The following is a 25,436-nucleotide window of genomic DNA, read 5'->3' as shown; positions in this document are numbered from 1 at the left end:
TGGAGGCCGCCAGCGATTGATGGTAAATCGCTGGCAGCTATCAAAATAGAAGCAATTGGTGAAAGCGCACAGGTTCCTGGCCTGTGCGCTTTTTTCATGGCCGGGGGGCGGCACGCCTGCGCGGTGCCGGTCTGCCGCGCCCGGTCCCGTCTGTCATGGTCCCGCAACACGGCCGCCCTAGGCTCTGGCGCTTTCCTGGTTCATTCATTCATTCCATTCAATCAACGGCCCGGCAGGGCGGGAGCGGCGGCGATGGCACTGGTGCATTCATGGCGGCGCATGGCCGTGGGCGTGGCAACCGCCGTGGCGATGGCGGCTGCATTGGCGGGCTGCGGCGGCAATGGTGACGATGGCCGCGCACAGCCCATTGCCTCGCTGCGGCTGCTGGGCAGTGCGTCACTGCCCACGGGCACGGTGTTCGAAGGGGTCGAGTTCGGCGGCATCTCGGGTCTGGACCGGGCGGCGGACGGCAGCTACTGGGCGATCTCGGACGACCGGGGCGGCGAGCGGGGCACGCCGCGCTTTTACAACCTGGGCATCGACTACGGTGCCAGCGGCAACGTCACGGTCAAGATCAACCGCCAGGCGAACATGCTGCGCGAGGACGGCACGCCGTTCCCCGCCACGGCCCGCACGGTGGACCCCGAAGCCATCCGCACCGCACCGGACGGCAGCCTGTACTGGGCCTCGGAAGGCAACTGGAGCCCCACGGCCGCCAGCCGCTTCCAGCCGTTCGTGCGGCAGATGACGGCCCAGGGAGCCTTCGTGCGCGAACTGGCGATGCCCGCCATGTACCGCTACGTGGACAACGCCACGGAAGGCGCGCGCAGCAACAAGGTCTTCGAGGCGCTGGCGGTGGCGCCCGACGGCACGGTGTACGCGGCCAACGAGGACGCGCTGGTCCAGGACGGGCCCCTCACCACGCTGCAGGCCGGCAGCGTGGTGCGCGTGACGGCCTTCGACCCAGGCACCGGCCGGCCCCGGGGCCAGTACGCGTACGCCTTGCCCCCGATTCCGGTGGACGCGGCGCCGGGCGCGCCGTTCGGGCCCGACAACGGCCTGTCGGACCTGCTGGCCGTGGGCAACGGCCAGTTCATCGCGGTGGAGCGTGCCTTTGCCTCGGGCGTGGGCAACACCATCCGCCTGGTGTGGACCGAGATCACCGGCGCCACCACCGATGTGATCGGCACCCCGCGCCTGGCGGGCGCCACCTATGCGCCCATGACGCGGCGGGTGCTGCTGGAGATGCCGCTGGCCTACCAGGGCGTGAAGCTGGACAACATCGAGGCCATCACCTGGGGCCACACGCTGCCCAACGGCCACCGCACGCTCGTGCTGGCGGCCGACAACAACTTCACGGCCGACACCCAGGCCAGCCAGTTCATCGTGTTCGAGGTGCTGCCGCAGTAGCGCCTGGGAGCGGCGCGCGGCGCCCGGTTGAGGCGCCCGGCGGCCGCCCGGTGCCCGCCGGCACAGCGTGGGCAGCTATCGAATCGGAAGCGTCTGGAGGCCGCTGCGGCCGCAGGCCGCGCCTGGCGTGGACGCCGAAACCGTGAAACACCTGAGAGAAGATGCCGCGCCGGACTGATAGACTGGCTCAGCATTTTGTTACAAATGGGGGCGGCCGTGGCGGCGCCCTCCGGAAGGGTGATTCATGAAAATTTCCGATCTGCGCATCGGCGTCAAACTGGGCGTGGGATTCCTGTCGCTGGTGCTGTTCACGGCCTTGCTGGGCGCCATCGCGCTGGTGCAGATGTCGCGCATCCATGCCAATGCCGACGAGATCGCCACCAACCTGCTGCCCAGCGTGTCCCAGACCGGCGAACTTCGGGTGCTGCTCAACCGCATGCGCCGCTCGGAGGCGGGGGTGGTCACCGCGCGCAACGCGGCCGAGGTCAAGGCGTTCTCCGAACAGGTGGCCGCGCGCCACAAGGACCTGGACCGCGTCGAAACCACGTACGAAGCCCTGATCGACATCCCCAGGGAGCGCGAGGTCTACGGCGCCTACAAGAAGCGCAAGGCCGCCTATGTGGAGCTGCAGGCCAAGCTGATGGACATCGCCCGGAACGTGGACTTCAGCACCACCGAAACCCTGGAGCTCACGAGCGACGCGCTGGGCATGCTCTATGCGGGCGAGTCCGAGGCCGCGTTCGTGGCCACCGCCGAGACACTGGGCGAGCTGCAGAAGATCAACACCGAGGCCGCGCAGCAGGCCAAGGAGGATGCCTACCAGGTCTTCTCGCTGGCGCGTATCTGGGTGCTGGGCACGCTGGCGGTGTGCGTGGCGCTGGCGGCGGTGCTGGGCATCGGCATCACCCGCGCCGTGACGGGCCCTGCGCGCCATGCCGTGCAGGCCGCCCGCGCGATCGCCGGGGGCGACCTCACCTCCGAGGTGCCGCCCGGCGGCAAGGATGAAATGGGCCAGCTGCTCACCGCCCTGGGCGAGATGCGCCACAGCCTGGCGCGCGTGGTCTCGGGCGTGCGCGGCAACGCCGAAGGCGTGGCCTCGGCCAGCTCGCAGATCGCCTCGGGCAACAACGACCTGTCGGCCCGCACCGAGCAGCAGGCCTCGGCGCTGCAGCAGACGGCCGCCTCGATGGAACAGCTGGGCTCCACGGTGCGCCAGAACGCGGACAACGCGCGCCAGGCCAACCAGCTGGCGATGAGCGCCTCCACCGTCGCCCAGCAGGGCGGCGACGTGGTGGCCGAGGTGGTGGACACCATGAAGGGCATCAACGACAGCAGCCGCAAGATCGCCGACATCATCAGCGTGATCGACGGCATCGCGTTCCAGACCAACATCCTGGCGCTCAACGCGGCGGTGGAGGCGGCACGCGCGGGCGAGCAGGGCCGGGGCTTCGCCGTGGTGGCCGGCGAGGTGCGCAGCCTGGCCGGGCGCTCGGCGCAGGCCGCCAAGGAAATCAAGGCCCTGATCGGCACCAGCGTGGAGCGCGTGGAACAGGGCACCGCGCTGGTGGACAAGGCGGGCGCCACGATGACCGAGGTGGTCGGGGCCATTCGCCGCGTGACGGACATCATGGGCGAGATCAGCGCGGCCAGCAGCGAGCAGAGCCAGGGCGTGTCGCAGGTGGGCGAGGCGGTCACGCAGATGGACCAGGCCACGCAGCAGAACGCGGCCCTGGTGGAAGAGATGGCGGCAGCCGCCAGCGCGCTCAATGCGCAGGCCGGAGACCTGGTGAACGCGGTGGCGGTGTTCAAGCTGGAGGCCGGGGCGCAGCCCGGAACGGCGGCGCCGGTGCGGCCCCCCGCCGCGGCCATGCCCGCGCCCGCGGCCCGGCGGGTGGCGGCGGCACCCCCGCCGCCCGCGCTGGCTCCGCGCGGCGGCACGGCGGCGGCACGGGATGGCCATCGCAACGGCACGGCCCCTGCCGCCCACCTGCCAGCCCCCGGCCCGCGGCCCCGCCCGCCCCCAAGCCCGCCGCCGCCGCGCCGGCGGGCAGCGATGACGATTGGGAAAGCTTTTGAGCGGGAGCCTGCGAAGAATGCAAGCCAAATAGGCCGCCAGCGCTGAATGCCCGAGCGCTGGCAGCTATCAAAAACAAAGCACGCGGGAGGAGGAGTCCTCGGGCGTGCTTTTTTTCTTGCGCGGACGGCTCAGCGCTCCGGGTCGGGGTAGATCAGCTGAAGCCCCGGCAGGCCCGGCCGCTCGAAGGGCTGCCACATGGCGTCCGGCCCGTGGGGCTGTGCCAGCCGGTCGGCCACGGCCCACCAGGCGCTGGGGTTCAGGCCGATGCCGAAGTGGCTGGCGACCACCTCGATGTTCTCGGTGTGGGGGTTGTGCGCGGCTGGCGACTGGATGCTGCCGCGCCAGGCCACCACGCCGTCGGTGCGCGAGTAGATGCTGGTGGTGGGTACGGGCGGGGCCTCGGGCAGGTTGTAGCTCTCGGTTTCGCGCTCGATGCTGCGGCCGCTGGCGAACTGGTAGATGCGCCACGCGTTCGTGGAGGTGTGCGGGCCGGCGAAAGGCGTGCCCAGGGTCACCACGCAGCGCACCAGGCCGGGCATTTCCTTGGCCAGCTCTCGCGCATAGATGCCGCCCAGGCTCCAGCCCACCAGGCTCACCTTGCCGCCGCTGGCCTCGCTGGCCTCCTGCAGCTGGCGCTTGGCGGTTTCCAGCACGCCGTCCCTGGGGCCCAGGTTCAACCCCTGGCCCCAGCCCTGGGTTTCGTAGTTGCGCGACTCCAGGTAGCGGCGCAGCGGAACCGTGGTGGCATCCCCCGCCGTGAGGCCGGGGAACACGATCACCGTGTGGCCGTCGCCCAGCGGGGCACGCTGCAGCACGAGCCAGGCGGGCAGCACCGCGCCAAACTCCCAAGGGGCCCGCAGTTCCAGGGCCAGCAGCGGCAGGCCTGGCGGCGGGATGTCGGCGGGATCGGTTTCTTTCTTGCTGAAGAAGGGCATCGGTTCATCATTTCAAACAAAGCAGGGCGCCATGTCGTGTGGCTTGCGGGTGTGCCGTGCAGGGCCTTCCAGGAAAAGAAGGGAAGGGCCGCACGGCGCACCGTGGGCGACGGTAGCATTTTTTCGCGGGCGGGCAGGGCGCCCGAATGGAGCTAGCTCTCCAATTCCAGGCCGCGAGGCCTGCGCTGGCGCCCCGGGGACGGCGGGCCCCGCGCCGCGAGGCAGGTCCTGGCCATCGCCGGCTGCTATGCTGCTGTGCCCGCGCCCGCACGCATCCGCGCGGCCCGCCCCGCCTGCGGGAGACCGTCCAGACGTTCCTCGGCCCCCTCCATCCCTTGCTTTCCGAAAGCCCGCGCCATGATCGCAGCCCCTGCCTCCTCGTCCCGTCACGCAGCAGCGTCGACAGCCGCCGCGCCTGCGGGCGAGTACCTGACCTTCCGGCTGGGGGCGGAGGAGTACGGCATCGACATCCTGCGGGTGCAGGAAATCCGCTCCTACGAGCAGCCGACGCGCCTGGCGCATTCCCCGGTTTTCATCAAGGGAGTGATCGACCTGCGCGGGCGCATCGTCCCCATCCTGGACCTGCGCCTGAAGCTGCAGTGCCCCGAGGCAAGCTACACCGAGTTCACGGTGGTCATCATCCTGGACATCGGCACGGCCGTGGTGGGCGTGGTCGTGGACGCCGTGGCCGACGTGGCCTCGCTGACCGCCGACCTCATCAAGCCCGCCCCCCAGTTCGAGCGCCAGGGCCATGTGGACCCGGCCTTCATCACCGGGATTGCCAGCCTAGGCGAGCGCACGCTGATCGTGATGGACATCGAGGCGCTGCTCAGCAGCGAGGAGACCGGGCTGATCGCCCAGGTCGCCAGGTAGGCCCGCAAGGCCTCCCGGCGGGGGCCTGTGGTTTATCGCCCTCACGGCGTTCGCAAACGTAACAGAACGCGCTATGCTGGGTGCCAGGGGCCCCGGCCCGGACCGTGCGCGTGCACCGGTTCCAGGGCGGCGGGCCCGCCCTTGGGACGTGTTGGTCTTCCGCCGGGAGTTCTCTCATGGTTCGCGGCTCCGACTCTGCTGATTCCCGCACTGCCCGCCCGTGGCGCGGTGCCTGCCTGCACGGGCCCCGCATCGCCCGCAATCCCGCTCTCCTTCGCCCGCGCGCGCCATGGCGTCATCGCCTCGACGGGCGCCCCGGGCTGCCGTCCAGTTCCCGGTCCCCTTTCTCTTTCCCCACTTCAGGAGCGCTGCCATGAGCCAGTTCAAGATATCCACGCGCCTCGCCGGCTTGCTGGCGGCGCTGTGCCTGCTCGTTTTGCTGGTGGGCGCGGCGGGCCTGTTCGGCATGGGGCAGTCCAACGCGGGGCTCAAGTCGGTGTATGACGACCGGGTGGTGCCGCTCAAGCAGATCAAGGTGGTCGCGGACATGTATGCGGTCAACGTGGTCGATACCGCGCACAAGGTGCGCGACGGGGCCATGACGCCTGCCCAGGGCCAGCAGTCGGTGGCCGATGCGCGCAAGGCGATCGACACCAACTGGAAGGCCTACCTGGCCACGCACCTCGTGCCCGAGGAAGCCCAGCTGGTCGAGCGCTTCAAGCCCCTGCAGGCCAAGGCCGACGCGGCCGCCGACACGCTGACCGGCCATTTCCGCTCGGGCGACACGGCGGCGCTGACGGCGTTCGCCGCCAAGGAGATGTACCCCGCCATCGACCCGCTGCAGGACGTGCTGGGCCTGCTCATGCAGGTGCAGCTGGACCGGGCCAAGGCCGAGTACGACCGGGCCGAATCGAGCTTTCAGGCGATTCGCGCCGTCGCGCTCACGGCCGTCGTGCTGGGCATCGTGCTGGCGGTGCTGATGGGCGGCGCCATGATCCGGCAGATATCGCGCGCCCTGGGCAATGCGGTGCAGATCACCGATTCGGTGGCGCGGGGCGACCTGACGGTGCCGATCGATGCGCGGGGCAGGGACGAGATCTCCCTGCTGCTGGGCGGCCTGACCACCATGCGCGACAACCTGGCCCATGTGGTATCGGGGGTCCGCGGGAATGCGCAGGGTGTGGCGTCTGCCAGTGCCGAGATTGCGTCGGGCAACAACGACCTGTCCAGCCGCACCGAACAGCAGGCCAGCGCGCTGCAGGAGACGGCGGCGTCGATGGAGGAGCTCAGCTCCACCGTCAAGCAGAACGCGGACAACGCGCGCCAGGCCAACCAGCTTGCGATGAGCGCATCCACCGTGGCGGGGCAGGGCGGCGATGTGGTGTCGGAGGTGGTCGAGACCATGAAGGGCATCAACGACAGCAGCAAGAAGATCGCCGACATCATCAGCGTGATCGACGGCATTGCCTTCCAGACCAACATCCTGGCGCTCAACGCGGCGGTGGAGGCGGCGCGCGCGGGCGAGCAGGGGCGTGGCTTCGCCGTGGTGGCGGGCGAGGTGCGCAGCCTGGCCGGGCGCAGCGCCGAGGCGGCCAAGGAGATCAAGGCCCTGATCACCGCCAGCGTGGAGCGCGTGGAGCAGGGCTCGGTGCTCGTGGACAAGGCCGGCGTCACCATGACCGAGGTGGTGTCCTCCATCCGCCGCGTGACGGACATCATGGGCGAGATCAGCGCGGCCAGCAGCGAGCAGAGCCAGGGCGTGTCGCAGGTGGGCGAGGCGATCACGCAGATGGACCAGGTGACGCAGCAGAACGCGGCCCTGGTGGAGGAAATGGCCGCGGCCGCCAGCAGCCTGAGCCAGCAGGCCCAGGCGCTGGTGGGCGCGGTGGCGGTGTTCAAGCTCTCGTCCGACCAGTCCCGGCCCGTGGCCGCCGCTGCTGCCGCCGCCGTCGCGGCGCCGCCCCGGCCCGCCCTGCGGGCGGCGGGTGCCGCGATGCGCCCCGCCGGCGGCAAGGCGGCCCCGCCGCGCGGCCACCTTCCATCGCGGCGGCCAGGCCGAAGGCCCCTGCACCGCAGCCCGTGGCGGCGGGCGCGGAGGATGACTGGGAGAGCTTCTGACAGGCGCCCGGGCTGGAAGGGGCCGAAAGGAGACGGGGCTGGGGCCCCTCCCTCAGCCCGTGCCGGCGCCGTGCGGAGCCAAGGCGGCCCTGGCCTCAGCCCCCGGCGGCGCCTGCCTGAACGGGCTGCGCTCCTGCAGTTCGTCCAGGTAGTGCTGGACGCCTTCGCTTTCGCGCGCCAGGAACCGCTCCACCGCTTCGGCGAAGGCCGGGTGCGCCAGCCAGTGGGCACTGGTGGCCTGCACCGGCAGCAGCGCGCGGGCCATCTTGTGTTCACCCTGGGCACCGCCTTCAAAGCGCCGCGCGCCGTGTTCGATGCACCACTGCAGGGGCTGGTAGTAGCAGGCCTCGAAATGCAGGCAGTCCACGCGCTCCAGCGCCCCCCAGTAGCGGCCATACGCCACGGGTTCATGGGTGTTTGGGCCGCTGGCGCTTGATGAATCCGTGCCGACAGCTATCAGACTGCTGGCAATGGGCCGCCCGTTGCGTTCGGCGATGAACAGCAGCCAGGCGCCGGGCAGCTGCGCGGCCATGCGCGCGAAGAAGTCGCGCGTGAGGTAGGGCGGGTTGCCGTGCTCGAGGTAGGTGCGCTCGTAGCAGCGGTAGAAGAAATCCCAGTCCGCCTGCGGGATGTCCGTGCCGCGCGCCCACCGGAACGTAACGCCCGCATCGGCCACGCGGCGGCGTTCCTGGCGGATCTTCTTGCGTTTTTCCTGGGACAGGCTGGCGAGGAATTCGTCGAAGCTGCGGTAGCCGTCCCCGCCGCCGGGCGCGGGAGCCTGGTTCTTCCAGTGGAATTGCACGGTGTGCCGCAGCATCAGGTCGCGCCCCGCGCAGGTCCGCGCGTCGTCGTCGCTGGCAAACAGCACATGCACGGAAGAGACGTTTTCCTCCCCGCACCACTGGCACACGGCCTGCACCAGCAGCGCGCGCGTGGCCTCGTCGCGCGCCATCAGGCGCGTACCGGGCACGGGCGTGAAAGGCACGGCCACGACGGCCTTGGGGTAGTACGGCACGCCGTGCTGCTCATACGCGCTGGCCCACGCCCAGTCGAACACATACTCTCCGTACGAATGGCTCTTGAGGTACAGGGGGCAGGCCGCGATCAGCGTGCCGTCCTCCCACAGGGTCATGAACCGGGGGGCCCAGCCGGTGCGTGGCGTGGCGCTGCCGCTTTCGTGCAGGGCGGCCAGGTATTCGTGCCGCATGAAGGGCGTGGGGTGGCTCTGCCGGGCGAGCAGGGCGTTCCAGGCGTCGGCCCCGACGTCGAGCGGGGATGCGAGTACGCGGGCGATAATGGCGGCTTCAGCCATGCGATCCCCCGCTCCACCCCCGGTGCCGCGGGTCCGCAGTGGCGGTATTCAACCTGGCCGCAGGGGCCGATTCCAGTTCCATGACGCTCTCCATTTGCACTGCGCAGCTCAACTTTGTCGTGGGCGACATGCCCCAGAACGCGCAGAAGATCATTGCCGCGGCCCGCGAAGCCCATGCCCGGGGGGCCCGGCTGCTGCTCACGCCCGAACTCGCCATCTGTGGCTATGCCGCCGAAGACCTGTTCCTGCGCCCGGCCTTCATCGCGGCCTGCGATGATGCCGTGAAAACCGTGGCCCGCGAGACGGCAGGGTTGAAAGGCCTGGCCATCGTGCTGGGCCATCCGCAGGCGGTGTCGCCCGATGCGCCTGCGTTCAGCGCCTGCCTCAATGCCGCCAGCGTGCTGCGCGAGGGCCGCATCGAGCAGACCTACGCCAAGCGCGAGCTGCCCAACTACCAGGTGTTCGACGAGCGCCGCTACTTCGTGGCGGGCAGCGCGCCCTGCGTGTTCGAGGTGGAGGGCGTGCGGGTGGGCCTGCTGGTCTGCGAGGACGCCTGGTTCGCCGCGCCGGCGCACGATGCGGCGGCCGCGGGCGCGCAGCTGCTGGCGGTCATCAATGCATCGCCCTTCCACCTGGGCAAGAGCGCCGAACGCGAGCAGACCATGCGCGAACGCGTGGCCGAGACCGGCCTGCCGCTGGTGTACGCCCACCTGGTGGGCGGGCAGGACGAGGTGGTGTTCGAGGGCCGATCTTTCGCGCTCAACGCCGACGGCTCGGTGGCTGGGCGTGGTCCTGGGTTTGAAGAAAAACTGGTCTTTGCGCAAGTCCAGCAAGCGCAGGATGCTATCAAAATTGAAGCAGACATCGCGCCGGAGAAAAGCCTGGAGGCGGACCTGTGGGACGCCCTGGTGCTGGGGGTGCGGGACTATGTGGGCAAGAACGGATTTCCGGGCGCGCTGCTGGGGCTCTCGGGCGGCATCGACTCCGCCCTGGTGCTGGCCATTGCCGTGGACGCGCTGGGCGCCGACAAGGTGCGCACGGTGATGATGCCGTCGCCCTACACGGCCGACATCAGCTGGATCGATGCGCGCGACATGGCTGCGCGCCTGAGCGTGCGCTACGACGAGATCTCCATCAAGCCGCAGTTCGAGGCCTTCAAGGCCGCGCTGGCGAGCGACTTCGCGGGACTGGCCGAGGACACCACCGAGGAAAACCTGCAGGCGCGCATCCGGGGCACGCTGCTCATGGCGCTGTCCAACAAGTTCGGCGCCATCGTGCTCACCACGGGCAACAAGAGCGAGATGTCCACGGGCTACTGCACGCTGTATGGCGACATGGCGGGTGGCTTCGCGGTGATCAAGGACGTGGCCAAGACACGGGTGTTCGACCTGGCGCGCTGGCGCAACGCCAACGATCCGTACGGCACGGGCGCCAGTCCCATTCCCGAGCGCATCATCACCCGCCCGCCCAGCGCCGAGCTGCGCCCCGACCAGAAAGACCAGGACAGCCTGCCGCCCTACGAAGTGCTGGACGCCATCGTGGCGCGCTACATGGAGAACGATGAGCCCATCGAGTCCATCATCGCCAGCGGTTTTGCGCGCGCCGATGTGGAGCGTGTGACGCGCCTCATCAAGCTCAACGAGTACAAGCGCCGCCAGGCTCCCGTAGGGATTCGCGTCACGCGCCGCAGCTTCGGCAAGGACTGGCGTTACCCTATCACCAGCAAATTCAGGGCGTGACGCTTCGGCGCTGCGCTTTCAGCCCCCATTTTTTACATCCTCCAGGAGACCCGCCATGAAAATGATCACCGCCGTCATCAAGCCCTTCAAGCTCGAAGAAGTCCGCGAAGCCCTGGCTGAATGTGGCGTGACCGGCCTCACCGTGACCGAGGTGAAGGGCTTTGGCCGCCAGAAGGGCCACACCGAGCTGTACCGGGGCGCTGAATACGTGGTGGACTTCCTGCCCAAGGTGAAGGTCGAGGTCGTCGTGAAGAGCGAAGACGTGGACCGCTGCGTGGATGCCATCGTGAGCGTCGCGCGCACGGGCAAGATCGGCGACGGCAAGATCTTCGTCACCTCGGTGGAGCGCGTGGTGCGCATCCGCACCGGCGACCTGGACGACGCCGCGGTCTGAGGGGTCGCGCCCGCCTGGCCGGGGCCGCACGGGCTCCCGCAAGGAAAAGGCACGCAAGACACACAAGGACAAGGCACAAAGCGAAAGGGGCGGAAAACCGCCCCTTTCGCTTTTGTTTTGTTGGGTGGCTGCCGGCAGCGCGATGCGGGGGTGACCCCGTACCCGCGCGGCCCGGCCGTCAGATCACGGCACGCAGCGGCACCGGCGCCTGACCGGGGCCGGCGGACTGCACCAGCGTGCGCAGCAGCGCATCGGCGTCGGCGGACGCATGCAGCAGTCCCATCTGCCATTCGCCCATGAAGCCGCTGGCCACGCTGTGGTCCAGGAAGCCCATCAGCGCGTCGTAGTAGCCCGCGACATTGAGCAGGCCCAGCGGCTTGTCGTGGTAGCCCAGCTGGCGCCAGGTCCACACCTCGAACAGCTCTTCGAAGGTGCCGATGCCGCCGGGCAGGGCCAGGAAGGCGTCGCTGCGCTCGGCCATCATCGCCTTGCGCTCGTGCATGGTCTGCACGATGTGAAGCTCGTCGCACAGGCGGTTGGCCAGCTCCTTGTCCACCAGCGCCTGCGGAATCACGCCCACCACGCGCCCGCCCGCCACGCGGGTGGCCTCGGCCACCGTGCCCATCAGCCCGCTGCGCCCACCGCCATACACCAGCTGCCCGCCACGTTGGCCGATCCACTGGCCCACGGCCTTGGCGGCCTGGGCGAAGGCCGGGTTCTCGCCAGGGCGCGAGCCGCAGTACACACACACTGAAAATGCCGGTTCAACCATGGAAGATCCTCTGAAAAACAGCCGCGCCCCAGATGCCCATGCACAGCAGCAGCGCCAGCAGCACGGCGGCGCTGCCCATGTCCTTGGCGCGTTTTGAAAGGTCGTGCCATTCGGGGCCGATGCGGTCGATGGCGGTCTCGATGCCGGTGTTGAGCAGCTCCACGATCATCACGATCACCACAGAGCCTGCCAGCAGCGCCACCTCCACCCAGCTGCGCCCCAGCCACAGCGACAGGGGCAGCAGCACCATGGCGGCAATGGCCTCCTGGCGGAACGCCTTTTCGTTCCAGCCCGCGCGCAGGCCTTCCAGCGAATAGCCAGCGGCGTGCCAGATGCGGTTCAGGCCCGAGCGGGCTTTCTGGGGGTTGGCGGGCGCGACGGGCTGCGGCGGAGATAGGGACATGGTCCGGGCATTGTCTCGCACCCGCGTGACAGCTGGCACGGCGAAGGGGTGGCGGGGGGCTACTTTTTTGGCAGCTCGAAGTGCACCAGGCGGGTGCCGGCCAGCGCGTCATGCCAGAACTGCCGCTGGGGATGAAACCGGCTCAGGATGGCCCAGATGGCGACCCAGCCGAACAGCAGCACCAGCACCTCGAGGGCGGGCACGCCGAACAGGTAGGCGGCCAGCGGCGGCAGGAACCAGACCCAGCTGAGCAGGTAGCGCAGCAGGGCGCGCGCCTGGGTGATGGGGCGCCCTGCGGTGTCCACCACGCGGATGAGCCAGGTCTTCTGGGCCAGGGTCTGGCCCTTGGCCCAGAACCAGGTGAAATAGATGCCAAACACCACGAACAGGAAGGCCTGCAGGGCATGCCGGTTGTCCAGCGCGTGGCGGGTCTGGCTCAGGGTGCCGAACAGGTAGCCTGCGATGAAGACCACCCCGAACATCAGCATGCCCTCGTACAGCCAGCACGCCATGCGGCGCCACAGGTTGGGCGTCGTCGCGCCGATGCCGGCGGCTGAAGGCGCAGGGGAGGAAGGGGCGGCCTGCGGCGTGCGGGCGGGAGGGGAGGCGGTCATTCCAGGGGGCGAAAGCGAGGCAGGAGCAAGGCGGGAAAGGCCGGCCGGCGGTCTACTGAGGATACAGGCCGGAATTGTCGGGTGTGACGATGGGAGCCGGGGCGGCGGGCGCTTCCGCGGAGCCTGCGCCCAGCGGTGCCAGCGCCGCCGGAACCGCCACGGGCACCGAGATGGGCGCGGTCTCCACCACCGTGGAGGCCGGATTCTGCGTGGGCACGCCCGATGCGGGTGGCGCCGCTGGCGTCACCGGCGCTGCCACGCGCGGGAGGCTGTGGTCCAGCACGGGGGGGATCTTGGGCGCATTCGGACGGCTGGGGTTGGCCTGCGTGGCCGCTGGCACCTGGGCCAGTTTCTTGGGCGACACGGGCCGCAGCGCCGTGGCGGCGCCCTTGGGCTTGGGCGCCGCACGGGCCGCCAGGGCGCGTTTTTCTTCCTCGGACAGGGCCAGGTAGGCTTCCCACTGGGCGCGCTTGTCGTCGGGGGCGAGGCGATTGGTGACCGCGTAGTTCAGCCGGGCCTGGTTGCGCTGCTGGGCACTCAGGCTGGCCCAGTCCGCCATGCGGTCGTGGAACTTGGCCTGTTCTTCCTCGGGGAGCGCGGAGAAATTGGCCGCCAGCGCGAGCCAGCGGCGTTTTTGCGCCTCGCTGATCAGCGCCCAACGCTCCGCGAGCGGGTACAGCGCCAGCTTCTGGGGCGTGGTCAAGGTCTCCCAGCCCGGACCGGTCTCGACCTGCGGCACCATCGAGGTGCCATGGCGCGTGGGCGAGCGCGCGTTGTTGGGGCTGGCCACGGCCGCTTCCGCGCCGGCGGGCAGCAGGGTGCCGGGTGCCATGCGCATCTGCACCAGCACCTGGCCACCCACCGCCGCGAGCACGCCCAAGAGCGCCAAAGCCAGCACGAAGGCTGGCAGGGCGGGGGAAGCGTCAGAAGGGCTTGGGTGCATGCAGTACGGTGTCGGGCAGCTCAGTTCGGCTGCGCGGAGGTCTTGAGAAATTGTACGAAGCCCGGGTCTGCGTAGGCTGCGGGTGGCAGATCATCGGTCAGCAGCGCGGCATCCACCTCGGCCACGTCATTGGCACTGCTTTCGTCCTGGGCAATGTTGATCACGACCAGGCCCACCACCAGGGCCATCAGGGGAACGGCGGAAACCAGCGCACTCCACCAGCCACCACCTTCACTGCCGCCGCGGCCCAGCGTGGCGCTGCCGCCCGCGCCGTGGATGACGGCCGCAGGGGCCGCCAGGCGCACCGGCACGATGTCTTTCTTGCGCTTGGCCAGCGCCTGCACGCGCGAGGCGCGCAGCCGCTCGGAAATGTCATAAGGCAATTCGGCGGTGCCGCTGGACAACCGCGACGCGACGCGCAGCGCAAAGCGCTCTGCCGCAGCTTCTGCCTGTGTCGATGGGGTCTGTACAGTGTTCATGGCTCGATTCCTTTGGCCTTCAGTGCCTTGCTGAGGGTTTGTATGGCACGAAAACAGTGCGTCTTGACACTGCCTTCGGAGCAGCCCATGGCGGCCGCCGTTTCTGCAACATCCATTTCTTCCCAGTAACGCATGAGGAACGCTTCCCGTTGACGTGGCGGAAGCTCGGCGATTTCAGCCTCGATACCGCGGAAGATCTGCGCCCGGCGGGTCAGATCCTCGGCGCTCTCCGCCCGTTCTCCACCATCCGGTCCTGAATACGCCTCCAGCAGATCAAAATCCATGCCATCTTCGCCGGGGCCCTCGAAGTCGCTCATGCTCGAAAACAGTGCATTGCGGGTCTTCTGGCGCCGGAACCAGTCCAGGGTGCAGTTGGACAGGATCCGCTGGTACAGCATGGGCAGCTCCGCCGCCGGCTTGTCGCCGTAGTGCTCCGCCAGCTTGAGCATGCTGTCCTGCACGATGTCGAGCGCCGCTTCCTCATTGCGAACGTGGTAGACCGAACGCTTGAAAGCGCGCTTTTCTACACTTTTGAGGAAGTCGGAGAGTTCTTGTTCGGTTGCCAAGACGGGTCAGCCCGGGAGGGGATCGGTGCCGGTGAGAGCGCAAAAATGTGGCTATCCGGCACGTGGAGCCTTTGATTATCGCATCCGCCGGGGTTTTTTTAGGCTGCCTGCGGTTTTACATGTGTTGCAGTGCGATAATCGCTGCTGCAATTCAAAAGGCAAACGGGTCACGGTCCGGCGCGGCAATCATCCCGCCCATGTCCTTGGCCTCAAGTTCCAAGCTGGCTTCACAAGAGCGCGTGCGAGGGGCACCCAAGGTTTTTCGTCAGAGAAATTCACAAAGGTTGATCGATCATGGAAATCTCCAAGGCTGAACTCACTTCAGCTGCCGCTGCCACGCAGGGCAATGCTTCTCCCGCTTCCGGCTCGCAGGACCTCATGGGTTCCGAGATCCTCATCAAGTCGCTCCAGGCCGAGAACGTCCAGTACATCTGGGGCTATCCTGGCGGCGCCGTCCTCTATATCTACGACGCGCTCTACAAGCAAGACACCATCCAGCACGTGCTGGTGCGCCACGAACAGGCCGCCGTGCACGCCGCCGACGGCTATGCGCGCGCCACCGGCGAAGTCGGCGTGGCCCTGGTCACTTCGGGCCCCGGCCTGACCAATGCGGTCACCGGCATCGCCACGGCGTACATGGATTCGATCCCCATGGTGATCATCTCCGGCCAGGTGCCCACGCCCGCCATCGGGCTGGACGCCTTCCAGGAGTGCGACACGGTCGGTATCACCCGCCCCATCGTCAAGCACAACTTCCTCGTCAAGGACCCGCGCGATCTGGCCATGACGATGAAGAAGGCCTTCCACATCGCCCGCACCGGCCGCCCCGGCCCCGTGGTGGTGGACGTGCCCAAGGACGTTTCGTTCAAGAAGGTGCCCTACAGCGGCTACCCGCAGTCGGTGGAAATGCGCTCGTACAACCCCGTGCGCAAGGGCCACGGCGGCCAGATCCGCAAGGCGCTGCAGTTGCTGCTGGCTGCCAAGCGCCCCTACATCTACACCGGCGGCGGCGTGCTGCTGGGCAATGCCACCAATGAGCTGCGCACGCTGGTGGACATGCTGGGCTATCCGGTCACCAACACGCTGATGGGCCTGGGCGCCTATCCCGCGTCGGACCGCAAGTTCCTGGGCATGCTGGGCATGCACGGCACCATCGAGGCCAACAACGCCATGCAGAACTGCGACGTGCTGCTGGCCGTGGGCGCGCGCTTCGACGACCGCGTGATCGGCAACCCCAAGCATTTCGCGCAGAACGACCGCAAGATCATCCACGTGGACATCGACCCGTCGAGCATCTCCAAGCGCGTGAAGGTGGACATCCCGATCGTCGGCGACGTGAAGGACGTGCTCACCGAGCTGATCTCCATGATCCGCGAGAGCAGCACGCGCCCTGACGCGGGTGCTCTGGCCGCCTGGTGGGACACCATCGAAGGCTGGCGCAAGCGCGATTGCCTCAAGTACAGCATGGGCAGCAGCGACGTCATCAAGCCACAGTATGTGGTCGAGACGCTGTGGAACATGACCAAGGATGCGGACACCTACATCACGTCCGACGTGGGCCAGCACCAGATGTGGGCCGCGCAGTACTACCGTTTCGACGAGCCGCGCCGCTGGATCAATTCGGGCGGCCTGGGCACCATGGGCGTGGGCATTCCCTACGCCATGGGCATCAAGCTGGCCAAGCCGGACTCCGAGGTCTTCTGCATCACGGGCGAAGGCTCGGTGCAGATGAACATCCAGGAGCTGTCCACCTGCCTGCAGTACAACACGCCGATCAAGATCTGCTCGCTGAACAACCGCTACCTGGGCATGGTGCGCCAGTGGCAGGAGATCGAGTACTCCGGCCGCTACAGCCACAGCTACATGGACGCGCTGCCCAACTTCGTGAAGCTGGCCGAGGCCTACGGCCATGTGGGCATGCTCATCGAGCATCCCAAGGACGTGGAGCCCGCGCTGCGCGAAGCGCGCAAGCTTAAGGACCGCACGGTGTTCATGGACTTCCGCACCGACCCCACCGAGAACGTGTTCCCGATGGTGCAGGCCGGCAAGGGCATCACCGAAATGCTGCTGGGGTCGGAAGACCTTTAAGCAAAATCGGGCTCCAGCGCTTGATTGGCAAGCGCAAGCAGCTATCAATTTGATAGCTATCACTTTTTGACGAATCTATTGCCTGCCAAGCCCGTGCATTACCGTGTACGGGGGAGGGCAGCGAAAAGAGGAATCTCTTCATCATGAAACACATCATTGCCGTTCTGCTGGAAAACGAACCCGGCGCGCTCTCGCGCGTGGTGGGCCTGTTCTCCGCCCGTGGCTACAACATCGAATCGCTCACCGTGGCGCCCACCGAGGATCCATCGCTCTCGCGCATGACGATCCAGACCACGGGCTCCGACGACGTGATCGAGCAGATCACCAAGCACCTGAACCGCCTCATCGAGGTGGTCAAGGTGGTCGACCTCACCGAAGGCGCCTACACCGAGCGCGAGCTCATGATGGTGAAGGTGCGCGCCGTGGGCAAGGAGCGCGAGGAGATGAAGCGCATGGCCGACATCTTCCGTGGCCGCATCATCGACGTGACCGAGAAGAGCTACACCATCGAGCTCACCGGCGACCAGGGAAAGAACGATGCCTTCCTGCAGGCCATCGACCGCACGGCCATCCTGGAAACCGTGCGCACCGGTGCCAGCGGCATCGGCCGAGGCGAACGCATCCTGCGTGTCTGAAAAGGCGCCTGAGCGCTTTCCAGGACAATACCCCGTTTTATTTTTCAACCCGAACAACGCATTTCAACCGGAGCAACCCATGAAAGTTTTCTACGACAAAGACTGTGACCTGAGCCTGATCAAGGGCAAGACCGTTGCCATCATCGGCTACGGCTCGCAGGGCCACGCCCATGCACAGAACCTGAACGACAGCGGCGTGAAGGTCGTGGTCGGCCTGCGCAAGGGCGGTGCCTCGTGGGACAAGGTTGGCAAGGCCGGCCTGAACGTGATGGAAGTGAACGACGCCGTCAAGGCCGCCGACGTGGTCATGATCCTGCTGCCCGACGAGCAGATCGCCGAGGTCTACACCAACAACGTGGCCCCGAACATCAAGCAGGGTGCCTCGCTGGCCTTTGCCCACGGCTTCAACGTGCACTACAACCAGGTCGTGCCCCGTGCCGACCTGGACGTGTGGATGGTCGCTCCCAAGGCCCCTGGCCATACCGTGCGCAACACCTACACCCAGGGCGGCGGCGTGCCCCACCTGGTGGCCGTGCACCAGGACAAGTCCGGCAAGGCCCGCGACCTGGCCCTGTCGTACGCCATGGCCAATGGTGGCGGCAAGGCCGGCATCATCGAGACCAACTTCAAGGAAGAAACCGAGACCGACCTGTTCGGCGAGCAGGCCGTGCTGTGCGGCGGCGCCGTTGAGCTGATCAAGATGGGCTATGAAACCCTGGTCGAAGCCGGCTATGCCCCCGAGATGGCCTACTTCGAATGCCTGCACGAACTCAAGCTCATCGTGGACCTGATCTACGAAGGCGGGATCGCCAACATGAACTACTCGATCTCGAACAACGCCGAGTACGGCGAGTACGTGACCGGCCCCGAAGTGATCAACGAGCAGTCGCGCGCCGCCATGCGCAATGCCTTGAAGCGCATCCAGAACGGCGACTACGCCAAGATGTTCATCCAGGAAGGCCGCCTGAACTACCCGAGCATGACGGCCCGCCGCCGCAACACCGCCGACCACAGCATCGAAGTGGTGGGCGGCAAGCTGCGCGCCATGATGCCCTGGATCGCCAAGAACAAGCTGGTCGACCAGACCCGCAACTGATCTCCTGTGCGAAGCACGAAAAGGCCACTTCACAGTGGCCTTTTTTGTTGCCGGGCCAACCCCTGGCGCAAAGCCCACCCGCTACTTGGGCGCGCGCTCACCTGCGCGGGGGGCTGGGGCGCTTCCTTTGGCGGGACGCCATGTTGGCAGGCGCTACACTGCGGCCTTCGCCTTTTGCGCGTGCGGCGCGCCGCCTGTTCCGTGGGTCAGGGTTGAAAACTATAAATTTAATAGCAGCTTGCGCAATATAGGCAAGCGCTGGAGGTCTATCTGATGCATGACGGCAATGAATCCACCGACAACCCCGGTGTGATGGTGCGCAAGCGGCGCAAAGGCATCTACATCCTGCCCAACCTGTTCACGCTGGCGGCCCTGTTCGGTGGTTTCTATTCGATCGTGATGGCCATGAACGGCCGGTTCGACATGGCGGCGGTGGGCGTCTTCTGCGCCATGGTGCTGGACAGCCTGGACGGGCGCGTGGCGCGCATGACCAATACGCAGAGCGCGTTTGGCGAGCAGATGGATTCGCTGTCCGACATGGTCTCGTTTGGAGCGGCGCCCGCGCTGATCGCCTATGAGTGGTCGCTCCAGGGCCTGGGCCGCTGGGGCTGGATCGCCGCGTTCGTGTACTGCGCCTGCGCGGCCTTGCGCCTTGCGCGCTTCAATGTGAATACCAGCGTGGTGGACAAGCGTTACTTCCAGGGGCTGCCTTCGCCAGCCGCCGCTGCCCTGGTGGCCGGCTTCATCTGGCTCATGACGGAGCTGGGGGTGCATCCGGGAGAAGACCTGTGGCTGACCTGGACGCAGACCACCTGGGTCATGTTCGCCTTCACGCTGTATGCGGGACTCACCATGGTGACCAACGTGCCGTTCTACAGCTTCAAGGACGTGCAGATGAAGAAGAGCGTGCCTTTTGCCGCCATCGTGCTGATAGCGCTGGGCATCGCGGTCATCAACATCCATCCCCCCATCGTGCTTTTTGGCGTGTTCGTCTGCTATGGGCTGAGCGGCTACGGCGTCTATGCCTGGCGCAAGGCCAAGGGCCAGCACAGCAGCGTGATCAGCACGTCGACCGATGAACCCGATGAGCGCGGACTCCACAAGTGACCACGGCGGCGGGTTGTGACTTGTGCTACATTGCATCGCATGAACACGTTTGCACTGGCCCTACTGCTACCTCCCCACGGGCGGAGACAGTAAGCGCACGCGCACACTTTTTCCACACAGGCCCGTATGCACCCGCAACGGGCCTTTTGTTTTGGGCGCCAGATTTTTGACGTTGCGGGAACCCCACCCACCGATACCAGGAGAACAACATGGCTGACAAACTGATCATTTTCGACACCACCTTGCGCGATGGCGAGCAATCCCCCGGCGCCTCGATGACCAAGGACGAGAAGCTGCGCATCGCGCGCCAGCTCGAGCGCCTGAAGGTGGACGTGATCGAAGCCGGTTTCGCGGCCAGCTCCAACGGCGACTTCGAAGCCGTGCAGGCCATCGCCAATGCGATCAGGGAATCGACCATCTGCTCGCTGTCGCGCGCCAACGACCGCGACATCGCGCGCGCGGCGGAGGCCCTGGCGGGCGCCAACAGCGCGCGCATCCATACCTTCATCGCCACGAGCCCGCTGCACATGGAGAAGAAGCTGCGCATGACGCCCGAGCAGGTGCTGGAGCAGGCCAAGCAGTCGGTGCGTTTCGCCCGCAACCTGGTGGCCGACATCGAGTTCAGCCCCGAGGATGGCTACCGCAGCGATCCCGATTTCCTGTGCCGGGTGCTGGAAGCCGTGATCGCGGAGGGCGCCACCACCATCAACGTGCCCGACACCGTGGGCTACGCCATCCCCGAGCTCTATGGCAACTTCATCAAGACGCTGCGCGAGCGCATCCCCAACAGCGACAAGGCCGTCTGGTCCGTGCACTGCCACAACGACCTGGGCATGGCGGTGGCCAACTCGCTCGCTGGCGTGAAGATCGGCGGTGCGCGCCAGGTGGAGTGCACGATCAACGGCCTGGGCGAGCGCGCGGGCAACTGCTCGCTCGAAGAGGTGGTGATGGCGGTCAAGACCCGCCGGGACTATTTCAACCTCGACCTCAACATCGACACGCAGCACATCGTGGCCGCCAGCCGCATGGTCAGCCAGACCACCGGTTTCGTGGTGCAGCCCAACAAGGCCGTGGTGGGCGCCAACGCGTTCGCACATGCCTCGGGCATCCACCAGGATGGCGTGCTCAAGGCGCGCGACACCTACGAGATCATGCGCGCCGAGGACGTGGGCTGGAGCGCCAACAAGATCGTGCTGGGCAAGCTGAGCGGCCGCAATGCCTTCAAGCAGCGCCTGCAGGAACTGGGCGTGAGCCTGGAGAGCGAAACCGAGGTCAATACGGCGTTCACCCGCTTCAAGGAGCTGGCGGACCGCAAGAGCGAAATCTTCGATGAGGACATCCTGGCGCTGGTCAGCGACGAGAGCGTGACCAGCGAGAAGGAGCAGTACGGCTTTGTCTCCCTTTTTCAGCAGAGCGAAACGGGTGAGCACCCGCGCGCGCGCATCGTCTTCACGGTCGACGGCCATGAAGTGCGCGGCGAATCCGAAGGCAACGGCCCCGTGGACGCCTCGCTCAAGGCCATTGAATCGCACGTCAAGAGCGGGGCGGAGATGGTGCTGTACTCGGTCAATGCCATCAGCGGCTCGACCGAGAGCCAGGGCGAGGTCACGGTGCGCCTGCAAAACAGCGGCCGCGTGGTCAATGGCGTGGGCGCGGATCCGGACATCGTGGTGGCTTCGGCCAAGGCATACCTCAGCGCGCTGAACAAGTTACAAAGTAAAGCTGACCGGGTGGCTGCACAAGGTTGAATGAACAATTTATAATTTCATTCACTTTCTCGGAAAGTCGCGCAAGGCATTGATCTTGCGCGACTTTTTTTGATTCTGTACACTGCTCAACACCTATTACCGTTTGGAGCACTTTGATGCACCATCGCCACCGCGCCGCAGTGAGCCGTTTCTTTCAAATTTTGAGCGTTGTCGCCGTGAGCGCCGTCCTGGCTGCCCCGGCCGCGCACGCAGGCGAGCGCAAGAAAGCCTCGGACAAAAAACAGCAGATCAGCACGGCCACTGCCAAACGGGGCGTTGCGCCCCGCAAGGTGGCTGCTGCCTCCACCAGGGCCGTGCGCGTGACGGCCAAGACCTCCAAGGCAGCCACCCGCGTGGCGTTCGTGCCGGCCAAGCAGTCCTTCGGGCAGATGGCGGGCCTGCACGAGGTCAACGATCCATTGGATCTGAAGTCGAGTGTGGCCCTGGTCATCGACCAGGACACGCACGAGGTCCTGCTGAGCAAGAATGACCATGCGGTGCTGCCCATCGCGTCCCTGACCAAGCTCATGACCGGGATGCTCATTTCCCAGGCCAAGCTGCCGATGGATGAACCGATCACCATCACGCAGGACGACGTCGATACGGAAAAGGGCAGCCGCTCGCGCCTGACGGTGGGTTCCACGCTGACCCGGGGCGAGATGCTGCATCTGGCCCTCATGTCCAGCGAGAACCGGGCTGCGCATGCGCTGGGCCGTACCTACCCTGGTGGCCTGGAGGCTTTCGTGGCGCAGATGAACGCCAAGGCCCGTTTGCTGGGCATGACCGACACCCGCTATGTGGAGCCCACGGGGCTGTCCAGCCGCAACCAGTCCAGCGCCCGGGACCTGGCCACCTTGGTGAATGTGGCACACAGCGATCCCTTGCTGCGCGAGCTGTCCACGTCTCCGGGCTATGAGGTGGCCGTGGGCCCGAGAACGCTGCAGTACAACAATACCAACGGGCTGGTAAAGAACCCCACCTGGGATATCGGACTGCAAAAGACGGGCTATATCTCCGAGGCGGGCCGCTGCCTTGTGATGCAGACGCAGATCGCCGGGCGCAAGCTCATCATGGTGTTTCTGGATTCCGCGGGCAAGTTCAGCCGGCTGGGGGATGCGGAGCGCGTGCGCCACTGGGTGGAGTCGATGCCATCCCTGGCGACCCCGTTGCAGGCCCGGGCCGGAAGCAATGGCTAGCCGATAGCGGCAGCTAGCTTCCCGCGCCAGCGGCCCCGCCGGGGCCGTGGTGCCATCGAAGCGCATTGATCATCCATGGGCCGACCAGGCATTGCCCGCCTGTGTCGGCTTTTTCATTTCATGCGTGGTGGCTTCTGGGGTCGTGGTGCGCCGCTCAGCGAAGGCCTGCGCGCAAGCCGGCTTCGCTGGATGCCGATGCCTCGGTGCTGGTGGGTACGTGGCCCAGCGCGAGCGAGATCTCGTTGGCCGTGGCTTGCAATTTGGGCAGCCACCCTTCGTCCAGCCGGTCCGCCGGGGCCGATATCGACAGACCCGCCACCAGCTTGCCCTGGTCGTCATAGACGCCGGCGGCCATGCAGCGCACGCCCAGCTCCAGTTCCTCGTTGTCGCGGGCAATCCCGTACTGCCGTGCCTTGGCGAGTTCGCGCTCAAGGTTGGGCAGCTGGGTGATGCTGTTGCGCGTGTGTCCCGCCAGCCCGGTGCGCGTGGCGTAGGCCCGCACGCGCTGGGGATCGTCCAGGGCCAGGAAGAGCTTGCCCGTCGATGTCAGGTGCAGGGGGGCGCGCCCGCCGATGGCGCGTACCACCTGCATGCCCGAGCGCTCGCTGTAGGCGCGCTCCACGTAGACAATCTCATCCCCCTGCCGCATGCTCAGATTGACCGGTTGCTGGATCAGCTTGTGCAGGTTGCGCATGGGGGTCAGGGCGGCATCGCGCACGCTCAGGCGCGCCTTGACGAGGTTGCCCAGTTCCAGCAGGCGCATGCCCAGCCGGTAGCTGCCGGATTCCGGCCGGTCCACGAAGCGGCCGATCGTGAGGTCGTTCAGGATGCGGTGCGTGGTGGAGGGGTGCAGCCCCGTCTTCTCGCTGATTTCCTTGAGGGAGATCGCCTCCTCGCGCGACGCCAGCACATCGATCAGCGTAAACATGCGTTCAAGCACCTGAACGCTGGGTTTGGCAGGAATGCTGGGATCGATTTTTTTCATGGGCGGCGATGCAATGAGGGCCGCAGCATTTTATCTTGTGAAATTCAATCCTGCATTCAGGCGCCTTGTTCCGCATGGCGGCCGGCGCGGTGCCACGCGCCATCGGTGCGGACTTCGTGGGGGTGAAAGCGGGCCTTGTAGTTCATCTTGGGGCTGGCTTCGATCCAGTAGCCCAGATAGACATGGGGGAGCCCCAGGGAGCGCGCCTGCGCGATCTGCCACATCACGTTGTAGGTACCGTAGCTGCAGTGGGGCTCGGGCTCGTAGAAGGTGTAGACCGCGGAAAGCCCGTCGTCGAGCACATCCAGGATGGACACCATCTTGAGCGCGCCGGGCTCGCCGCTGGCATCCGTTTCGCGGAACTCCACGAGGCGCGAATTCACCCGGCTTTGCAGCAGGAACTGGGTGTACTGGTCGATGCTGTCATGGTCCATGCCGCCGCCCGCGTGGCGGCCATTCTGGTAGCGCAGGTAGAGCTGGTAGTGCTCGGGCACGAAGCACAGGCGCAGCACGCGCGCCTGCAGGCCGCCATGTCGAACGGTCGCTCGCCGCTGGCTTCGATCGGGTTGGAACTCATTCACGAGCACGCGCAGCGGAGTGCAGGCCTGGCAGCCATCGCAGTAGGGACGGTAGGTGAACATGCCGCTGCGCCGGAACCCCTTGGCGACGAGGTCGGAATACACGTCGCTCTGAATCAGGTGGCTGGGCGTGGCCACCTGCGACCGAGCCTGTCTTTCCGGCAGGTAGCTGCAGGGGTAGGGGGCTGTCGCATAGAACTGCAGGGTTTGCAGTGGAAGGTCGTTGAGTTGCGTCATGCCGTGGACACGGTGGAGGGCAGCAGCCCGTTCCAGTATACGGGGTCGAAGGCCCAGGGCGGTGGCGGAAGGTGCTGGGTCTTCTGGATCTCGGCCAGGAACTGCGCGCGGGGAATCTCCCGGGCTCCCAGGGAGGCGAGGTGGCGCGTGTTCTGCTGGCAGTCGATCATCGCAACGCCGTGGTGGCGGCACAGGCCCACCAGGGCCGCGAGCGCGATCTTCGATGCGTCCGTGGCGTGGGCGAACATCGATTCGCCGAAGACTGCCTGGCCGAGGGCCACGCAGTACAGGCCGCCCACCAGCCGTCCTTCAACCCAGGTCTCGACGCTGTGGGCATACCCTGCCGCATGGAGGCGGATGTAGGCTTCGATCATCTCGGGCACGATCCAGGTGCCCGCTTGGCCATCGCGTTCCTTGGTGGCGCAGGCCGTGATGACTTCCCGGAAAGCATGATCCACGCGGATCTGGCAGGCTGCATCGGTTCGGAATGCCTGCAGCGTCCTGCGCAGGGAGCGGTGCAGCCTGAACTCCGCGGTGGGCAGCACCATGCGGGGATCGGGGGCCCACCACAGGATGGGCTGCCCCGGGCCGTACCAGGGAAAGGTGCCCTGGGCGTATGCTGCCCGCAACTGCGCCACCGCCAGCGTGCCACCTGCCGCCAGGAGCCCGGGTGCGGGGTCCTGCGGTCCCCATGCGGTCGTGGGATGCGGCAGACGGTCTTCGGGTTCCAGCCAGGGCAATTGCGGGGGCATGGGATGGTGCGCGGGTAAACAACAACAACAACAACGACAAAGAGACTGGCTTATTGTCCGGCAACCCGGGCGTGCGCGGCGCGGATGAAGCCGGCGACAAAAAAGCCCACCATGCGTGGGCATGGTGGGCTTTCTGAGTGGCTCCTCGACCTGGGCTCGAACCAGGGACCTACGGATTAACAGTCCGGCGCTCTACCGACTGAGCTATCGAGGAATGATCGGTATGTAAAAGGCCCCGCGTACACATGCAGGGCCTGCAAATTCTTGGCTCCTCGACCTGGGCTCGAACCAGGGACCTACGGATTAACAGTCCGGCGCTCTACCGACTGAGCTATCGAGGAACAAGACTTAGATTATATACATAAAAAATGGGCTCCAG

Annotated in this window: 22 protein-coding genes, 2 tRNA genes and 1 pseudogene; 12 read left to right on the top strand and 13 right to left on the bottom strand. The window is 66.7% G+C overall.

Annotated elements, in window-relative coordinates:
* Positions 1 to 252: 252 nt before the first annotated feature.
* Both AC3RCE_RS16010 and AC3RCE_RS16005 read left to right on the top strand, forming a co-directional pair.
* Positions 253 to 1,410 carry an esterase-like activity of phytase family protein gene (locus AC3RCE_RS16010; RefSeq protein WP_492253456.1) on the top strand — a complete coding sequence of 386 codons (1,158 nt, stop codon included), beginning with the start codon at positions 253 to 255 and terminating at the stop codon, positions 1,408 to 1,410.
* A gap of 244 nt (positions 1,411 to 1,654) precedes the next feature.
* Positions 1,655 to 3,532 (top strand): methyl-accepting chemotaxis protein, encoded by a 1,878-nt coding sequence (locus AC3RCE_RS16005; protein ID WP_492253455.1) that lies wholly within the window; start codon positions 1,655 to 1,657, stop codon positions 3,530 to 3,532.
* Between the two features lie 83 nt (positions 3,533 to 3,615).
* Here AC3RCE_RS16005 and AC3RCE_RS16000 read toward each other — a convergent pair whose 3' ends face one another.
* Entirely contained in the window at positions 3,616 to 4,422 is an 807-nt protein-coding gene (locus tag AC3RCE_RS16000) for an alpha/beta hydrolase (RefSeq protein WP_492253454.1), read from the bottom strand.
* A 357-nt stretch (positions 4,423 to 4,779) separates the two neighbouring features.
* Here AC3RCE_RS16000 and AC3RCE_RS15995 point away from each other — a divergent pair, with 357 nt between their 5' ends.
* On the top strand, positions 4,780 to 5,295 hold the full coding sequence (locus AC3RCE_RS15995) for a chemotaxis protein CheW (protein ID WP_218298109.1): 516 nt from the start codon (positions 4,780 to 4,782) through the stop codon (positions 5,293 to 5,295).
* A 289-nt stretch (positions 5,296 to 5,584) separates the two neighbouring features.
* A pseudogene (locus AC3RCE_RS15990) lies at positions 5,585 to 7,039 on the top strand (methyl-accepting chemotaxis protein); the annotation flags it as partial.
* 426 nt (positions 7,040 to 7,465) lie between these two features.
* On the opposite strand, the gene AC3RCE_RS15985 reads toward AC3RCE_RS15990, so the two are convergent.
* Positions 7,466 to 8,725: a GNAT family N-acetyltransferase gene (locus AC3RCE_RS15985; protein WP_492253453.1), complete on the bottom strand. Its 1,260-nt coding sequence runs from the start codon at positions 8,723 to 8,725 to the stop codon at positions 7,466 to 7,468.
* A gap of 80 nt (positions 8,726 to 8,805) precedes the next feature.
* On the opposite strand from AC3RCE_RS15985, the gene AC3RCE_RS15980 reads away from it, so the two are divergent.
* The gene (locus AC3RCE_RS15980; RefSeq protein WP_492253452.1) at positions 8,806 to 10,464 is read left to right on the top strand and encodes an NAD+ synthase; all 1,659 of its coding nucleotides are present in this window, start codon (positions 8,806 to 8,808) and stop codon (positions 10,462 to 10,464) included.
* Between the two features lie 55 nt (positions 10,465 to 10,519).
* Positions 10,520 to 10,858, top strand: coding sequence for a P-II family nitrogen regulator (locus tag AC3RCE_RS15975; protein WP_218294490.1), 339 nt, complete (start codon positions 10,520 to 10,522; stop codon positions 10,856 to 10,858).
* A gap of 178 nt (positions 10,859 to 11,036) precedes the next feature.
* Here the strand turns inward: AC3RCE_RS15975 and AC3RCE_RS15970 are convergent, their stop codons facing one another.
* The 6 genes from AC3RCE_RS15970 to AC3RCE_RS15945 are packed head-to-tail and all read right to left on the bottom strand — an operon-like array spanning position 11,037 to position 14,635.
* Complete coding sequence (locus AC3RCE_RS15970) at positions 11,037 to 11,630, bottom strand: LOG family protein (RefSeq protein WP_218294491.1); 594 nt, start codon at positions 11,628 to 11,630, stop codon at positions 11,037 to 11,039.
* Positions 11,623 to 12,033: a diacylglycerol kinase gene (locus AC3RCE_RS15965; RefSeq protein ID WP_218294492.1), complete on the bottom strand. Its 411-nt coding sequence runs from the start codon at positions 12,031 to 12,033 to the stop codon at positions 11,623 to 11,625. The genes AC3RCE_RS15970 and AC3RCE_RS15965 overlap by 8 nt, the downstream gene beginning before the upstream one ends.
* Before the next feature lie 59 nt (positions 12,034 to 12,092).
* Positions 12,093 to 12,647, bottom strand: coding sequence for an RDD family protein (locus AC3RCE_RS15960; RefSeq protein WP_492253451.1), 555 nt, complete (start codon positions 12,645 to 12,647; stop codon positions 12,093 to 12,095).
* A gap of 52 nt (positions 12,648 to 12,699) precedes the next feature.
* Complete coding sequence (locus tag AC3RCE_RS15955; protein WP_218340963.1) at positions 12,700 to 13,590, bottom strand: DUF3106 domain-containing protein; 891 nt, start codon at positions 13,588 to 13,590, stop codon at positions 12,700 to 12,702.
* A 20-nt stretch (positions 13,591 to 13,610) separates the two neighbouring features.
* Complete coding sequence (locus AC3RCE_RS15950; RefSeq protein WP_218294495.1) at positions 13,611 to 14,069, bottom strand: DUF3619 family protein; 459 nt, start codon at positions 14,067 to 14,069, stop codon at positions 13,611 to 13,613.
* Complete coding sequence (locus AC3RCE_RS15945; RefSeq protein WP_218340964.1) at positions 14,066 to 14,635, bottom strand: RNA polymerase sigma factor; 570 nt, start codon at positions 14,633 to 14,635, stop codon at positions 14,066 to 14,068. Before AC3RCE_RS15945 ends, AC3RCE_RS15950 begins: the two co-directional genes overlap by 4 nt.
* 294 nt (positions 14,636 to 14,929) lie before the next feature.
* On the opposite strand from AC3RCE_RS15945, the gene AC3RCE_RS15940 reads away from it, so the two are divergent.
* The 6 genes from AC3RCE_RS15940 (at position 14,930) to pbpG (ending at position 22,505) form a co-directional block, all read left to right on the top strand.
* Positions 14,930 to 16,723, top strand: a complete 1,794-nt coding sequence (locus AC3RCE_RS15940) for an acetolactate synthase 3 catalytic subunit (RefSeq protein WP_369642750.1) — start codon at positions 14,930 to 14,932, stop codon at positions 16,721 to 16,723.
* A 143-nt stretch (positions 16,724 to 16,866) separates the two neighbouring features.
* Positions 16,867 to 17,358: an acetolactate synthase small subunit gene (gene ilvN / locus AC3RCE_RS15935; RefSeq protein ID WP_218294498.1), complete on the top strand. Its 492-nt coding sequence runs from the start codon at positions 16,867 to 16,869 to the stop codon at positions 17,356 to 17,358.
* Between the two features lie 79 nt (positions 17,359 to 17,437).
* Positions 17,438 to 18,454, top strand: a complete 1,017-nt coding sequence (gene ilvC / locus AC3RCE_RS15930) for a ketol-acid reductoisomerase (protein ID WP_218294499.1) — start codon at positions 17,438 to 17,440, stop codon at positions 18,452 to 18,454.
* Between the two features lie 273 nt (positions 18,455 to 18,727).
* The gene (pssA, locus tag AC3RCE_RS15925; RefSeq protein ID WP_218294500.1) at positions 18,728 to 19,561 is read left to right on the top strand and encodes a CDP-diacylglycerol--serine O-phosphatidyltransferase; all 834 of its coding nucleotides are present in this window, start codon (positions 18,728 to 18,730) and stop codon (positions 19,559 to 19,561) included.
* A gap of 209 nt (positions 19,562 to 19,770) precedes the next feature.
* Positions 19,771 to 21,309, top strand: a complete 1,539-nt coding sequence (locus tag AC3RCE_RS15920; protein WP_218340965.1) for a 2-isopropylmalate synthase — start codon at positions 19,771 to 19,773, stop codon at positions 21,307 to 21,309.
* 116 nt (positions 21,310 to 21,425) lie between these two features.
* Positions 21,426 to 22,505 (top strand): D-alanyl-D-alanine endopeptidase, encoded by a 1,080-nt coding sequence (pbpG, locus tag AC3RCE_RS15915; protein ID WP_218294502.1) that lies wholly within the window; start codon positions 21,426 to 21,428, stop codon positions 22,503 to 22,505.
* Between the two features lie 154 nt (positions 22,506 to 22,659).
* Here pbpG and AC3RCE_RS15910 read toward each other — a convergent pair whose 3' ends face one another.
* From AC3RCE_RS15910 to AC3RCE_RS15890, 5 genes are all read right to left on the bottom strand, one after another.
* A complete protein-coding gene (locus AC3RCE_RS15910; RefSeq protein WP_218294503.1) occupies positions 22,660 to 23,490 on the bottom strand; it encodes an IclR family transcriptional regulator in 831 nt (276 codons plus the stop codon).
* 56 nt (positions 23,491 to 23,546) lie between these two features.
* Entirely contained in the window at positions 23,547 to 24,305 is a 759-nt protein-coding gene (locus tag AC3RCE_RS15905; RefSeq protein WP_492253450.1) for an arginyltransferase, read from the bottom strand.
* Complete coding sequence (aat, locus tag AC3RCE_RS15900) at positions 24,302 to 25,057, bottom strand: leucyl/phenylalanyl-tRNA--protein transferase (RefSeq protein WP_492253449.1); 756 nt, start codon at positions 25,055 to 25,057, stop codon at positions 24,302 to 24,304. Before aat ends, AC3RCE_RS15905 begins: the two co-directional genes overlap by 4 nt.
* Before the next feature lie 138 nt (positions 25,058 to 25,195).
* Positions 25,196 to 25,271: transfer RNA gene (locus tag AC3RCE_RS15895), tRNA-Asn, on the bottom strand.
* Positions 25,272 to 25,322: 51 nt separating this feature from the next.
* Positions 25,323 to 25,398: transfer RNA gene (locus AC3RCE_RS15890), tRNA-Asn, on the bottom strand.
* Positions 25,399 to 25,436: the final 38 nt, after the last annotated feature.

The sequence above is a fragment of the Acidovorax sp. GW823-FHT05D11 genome, from assembly GCF_058795695.1.
The sequence above is the reverse complement of the archived record's forward strand: the minus strand, read 5'-3'. Positions and strand labels throughout refer to the sequence as shown.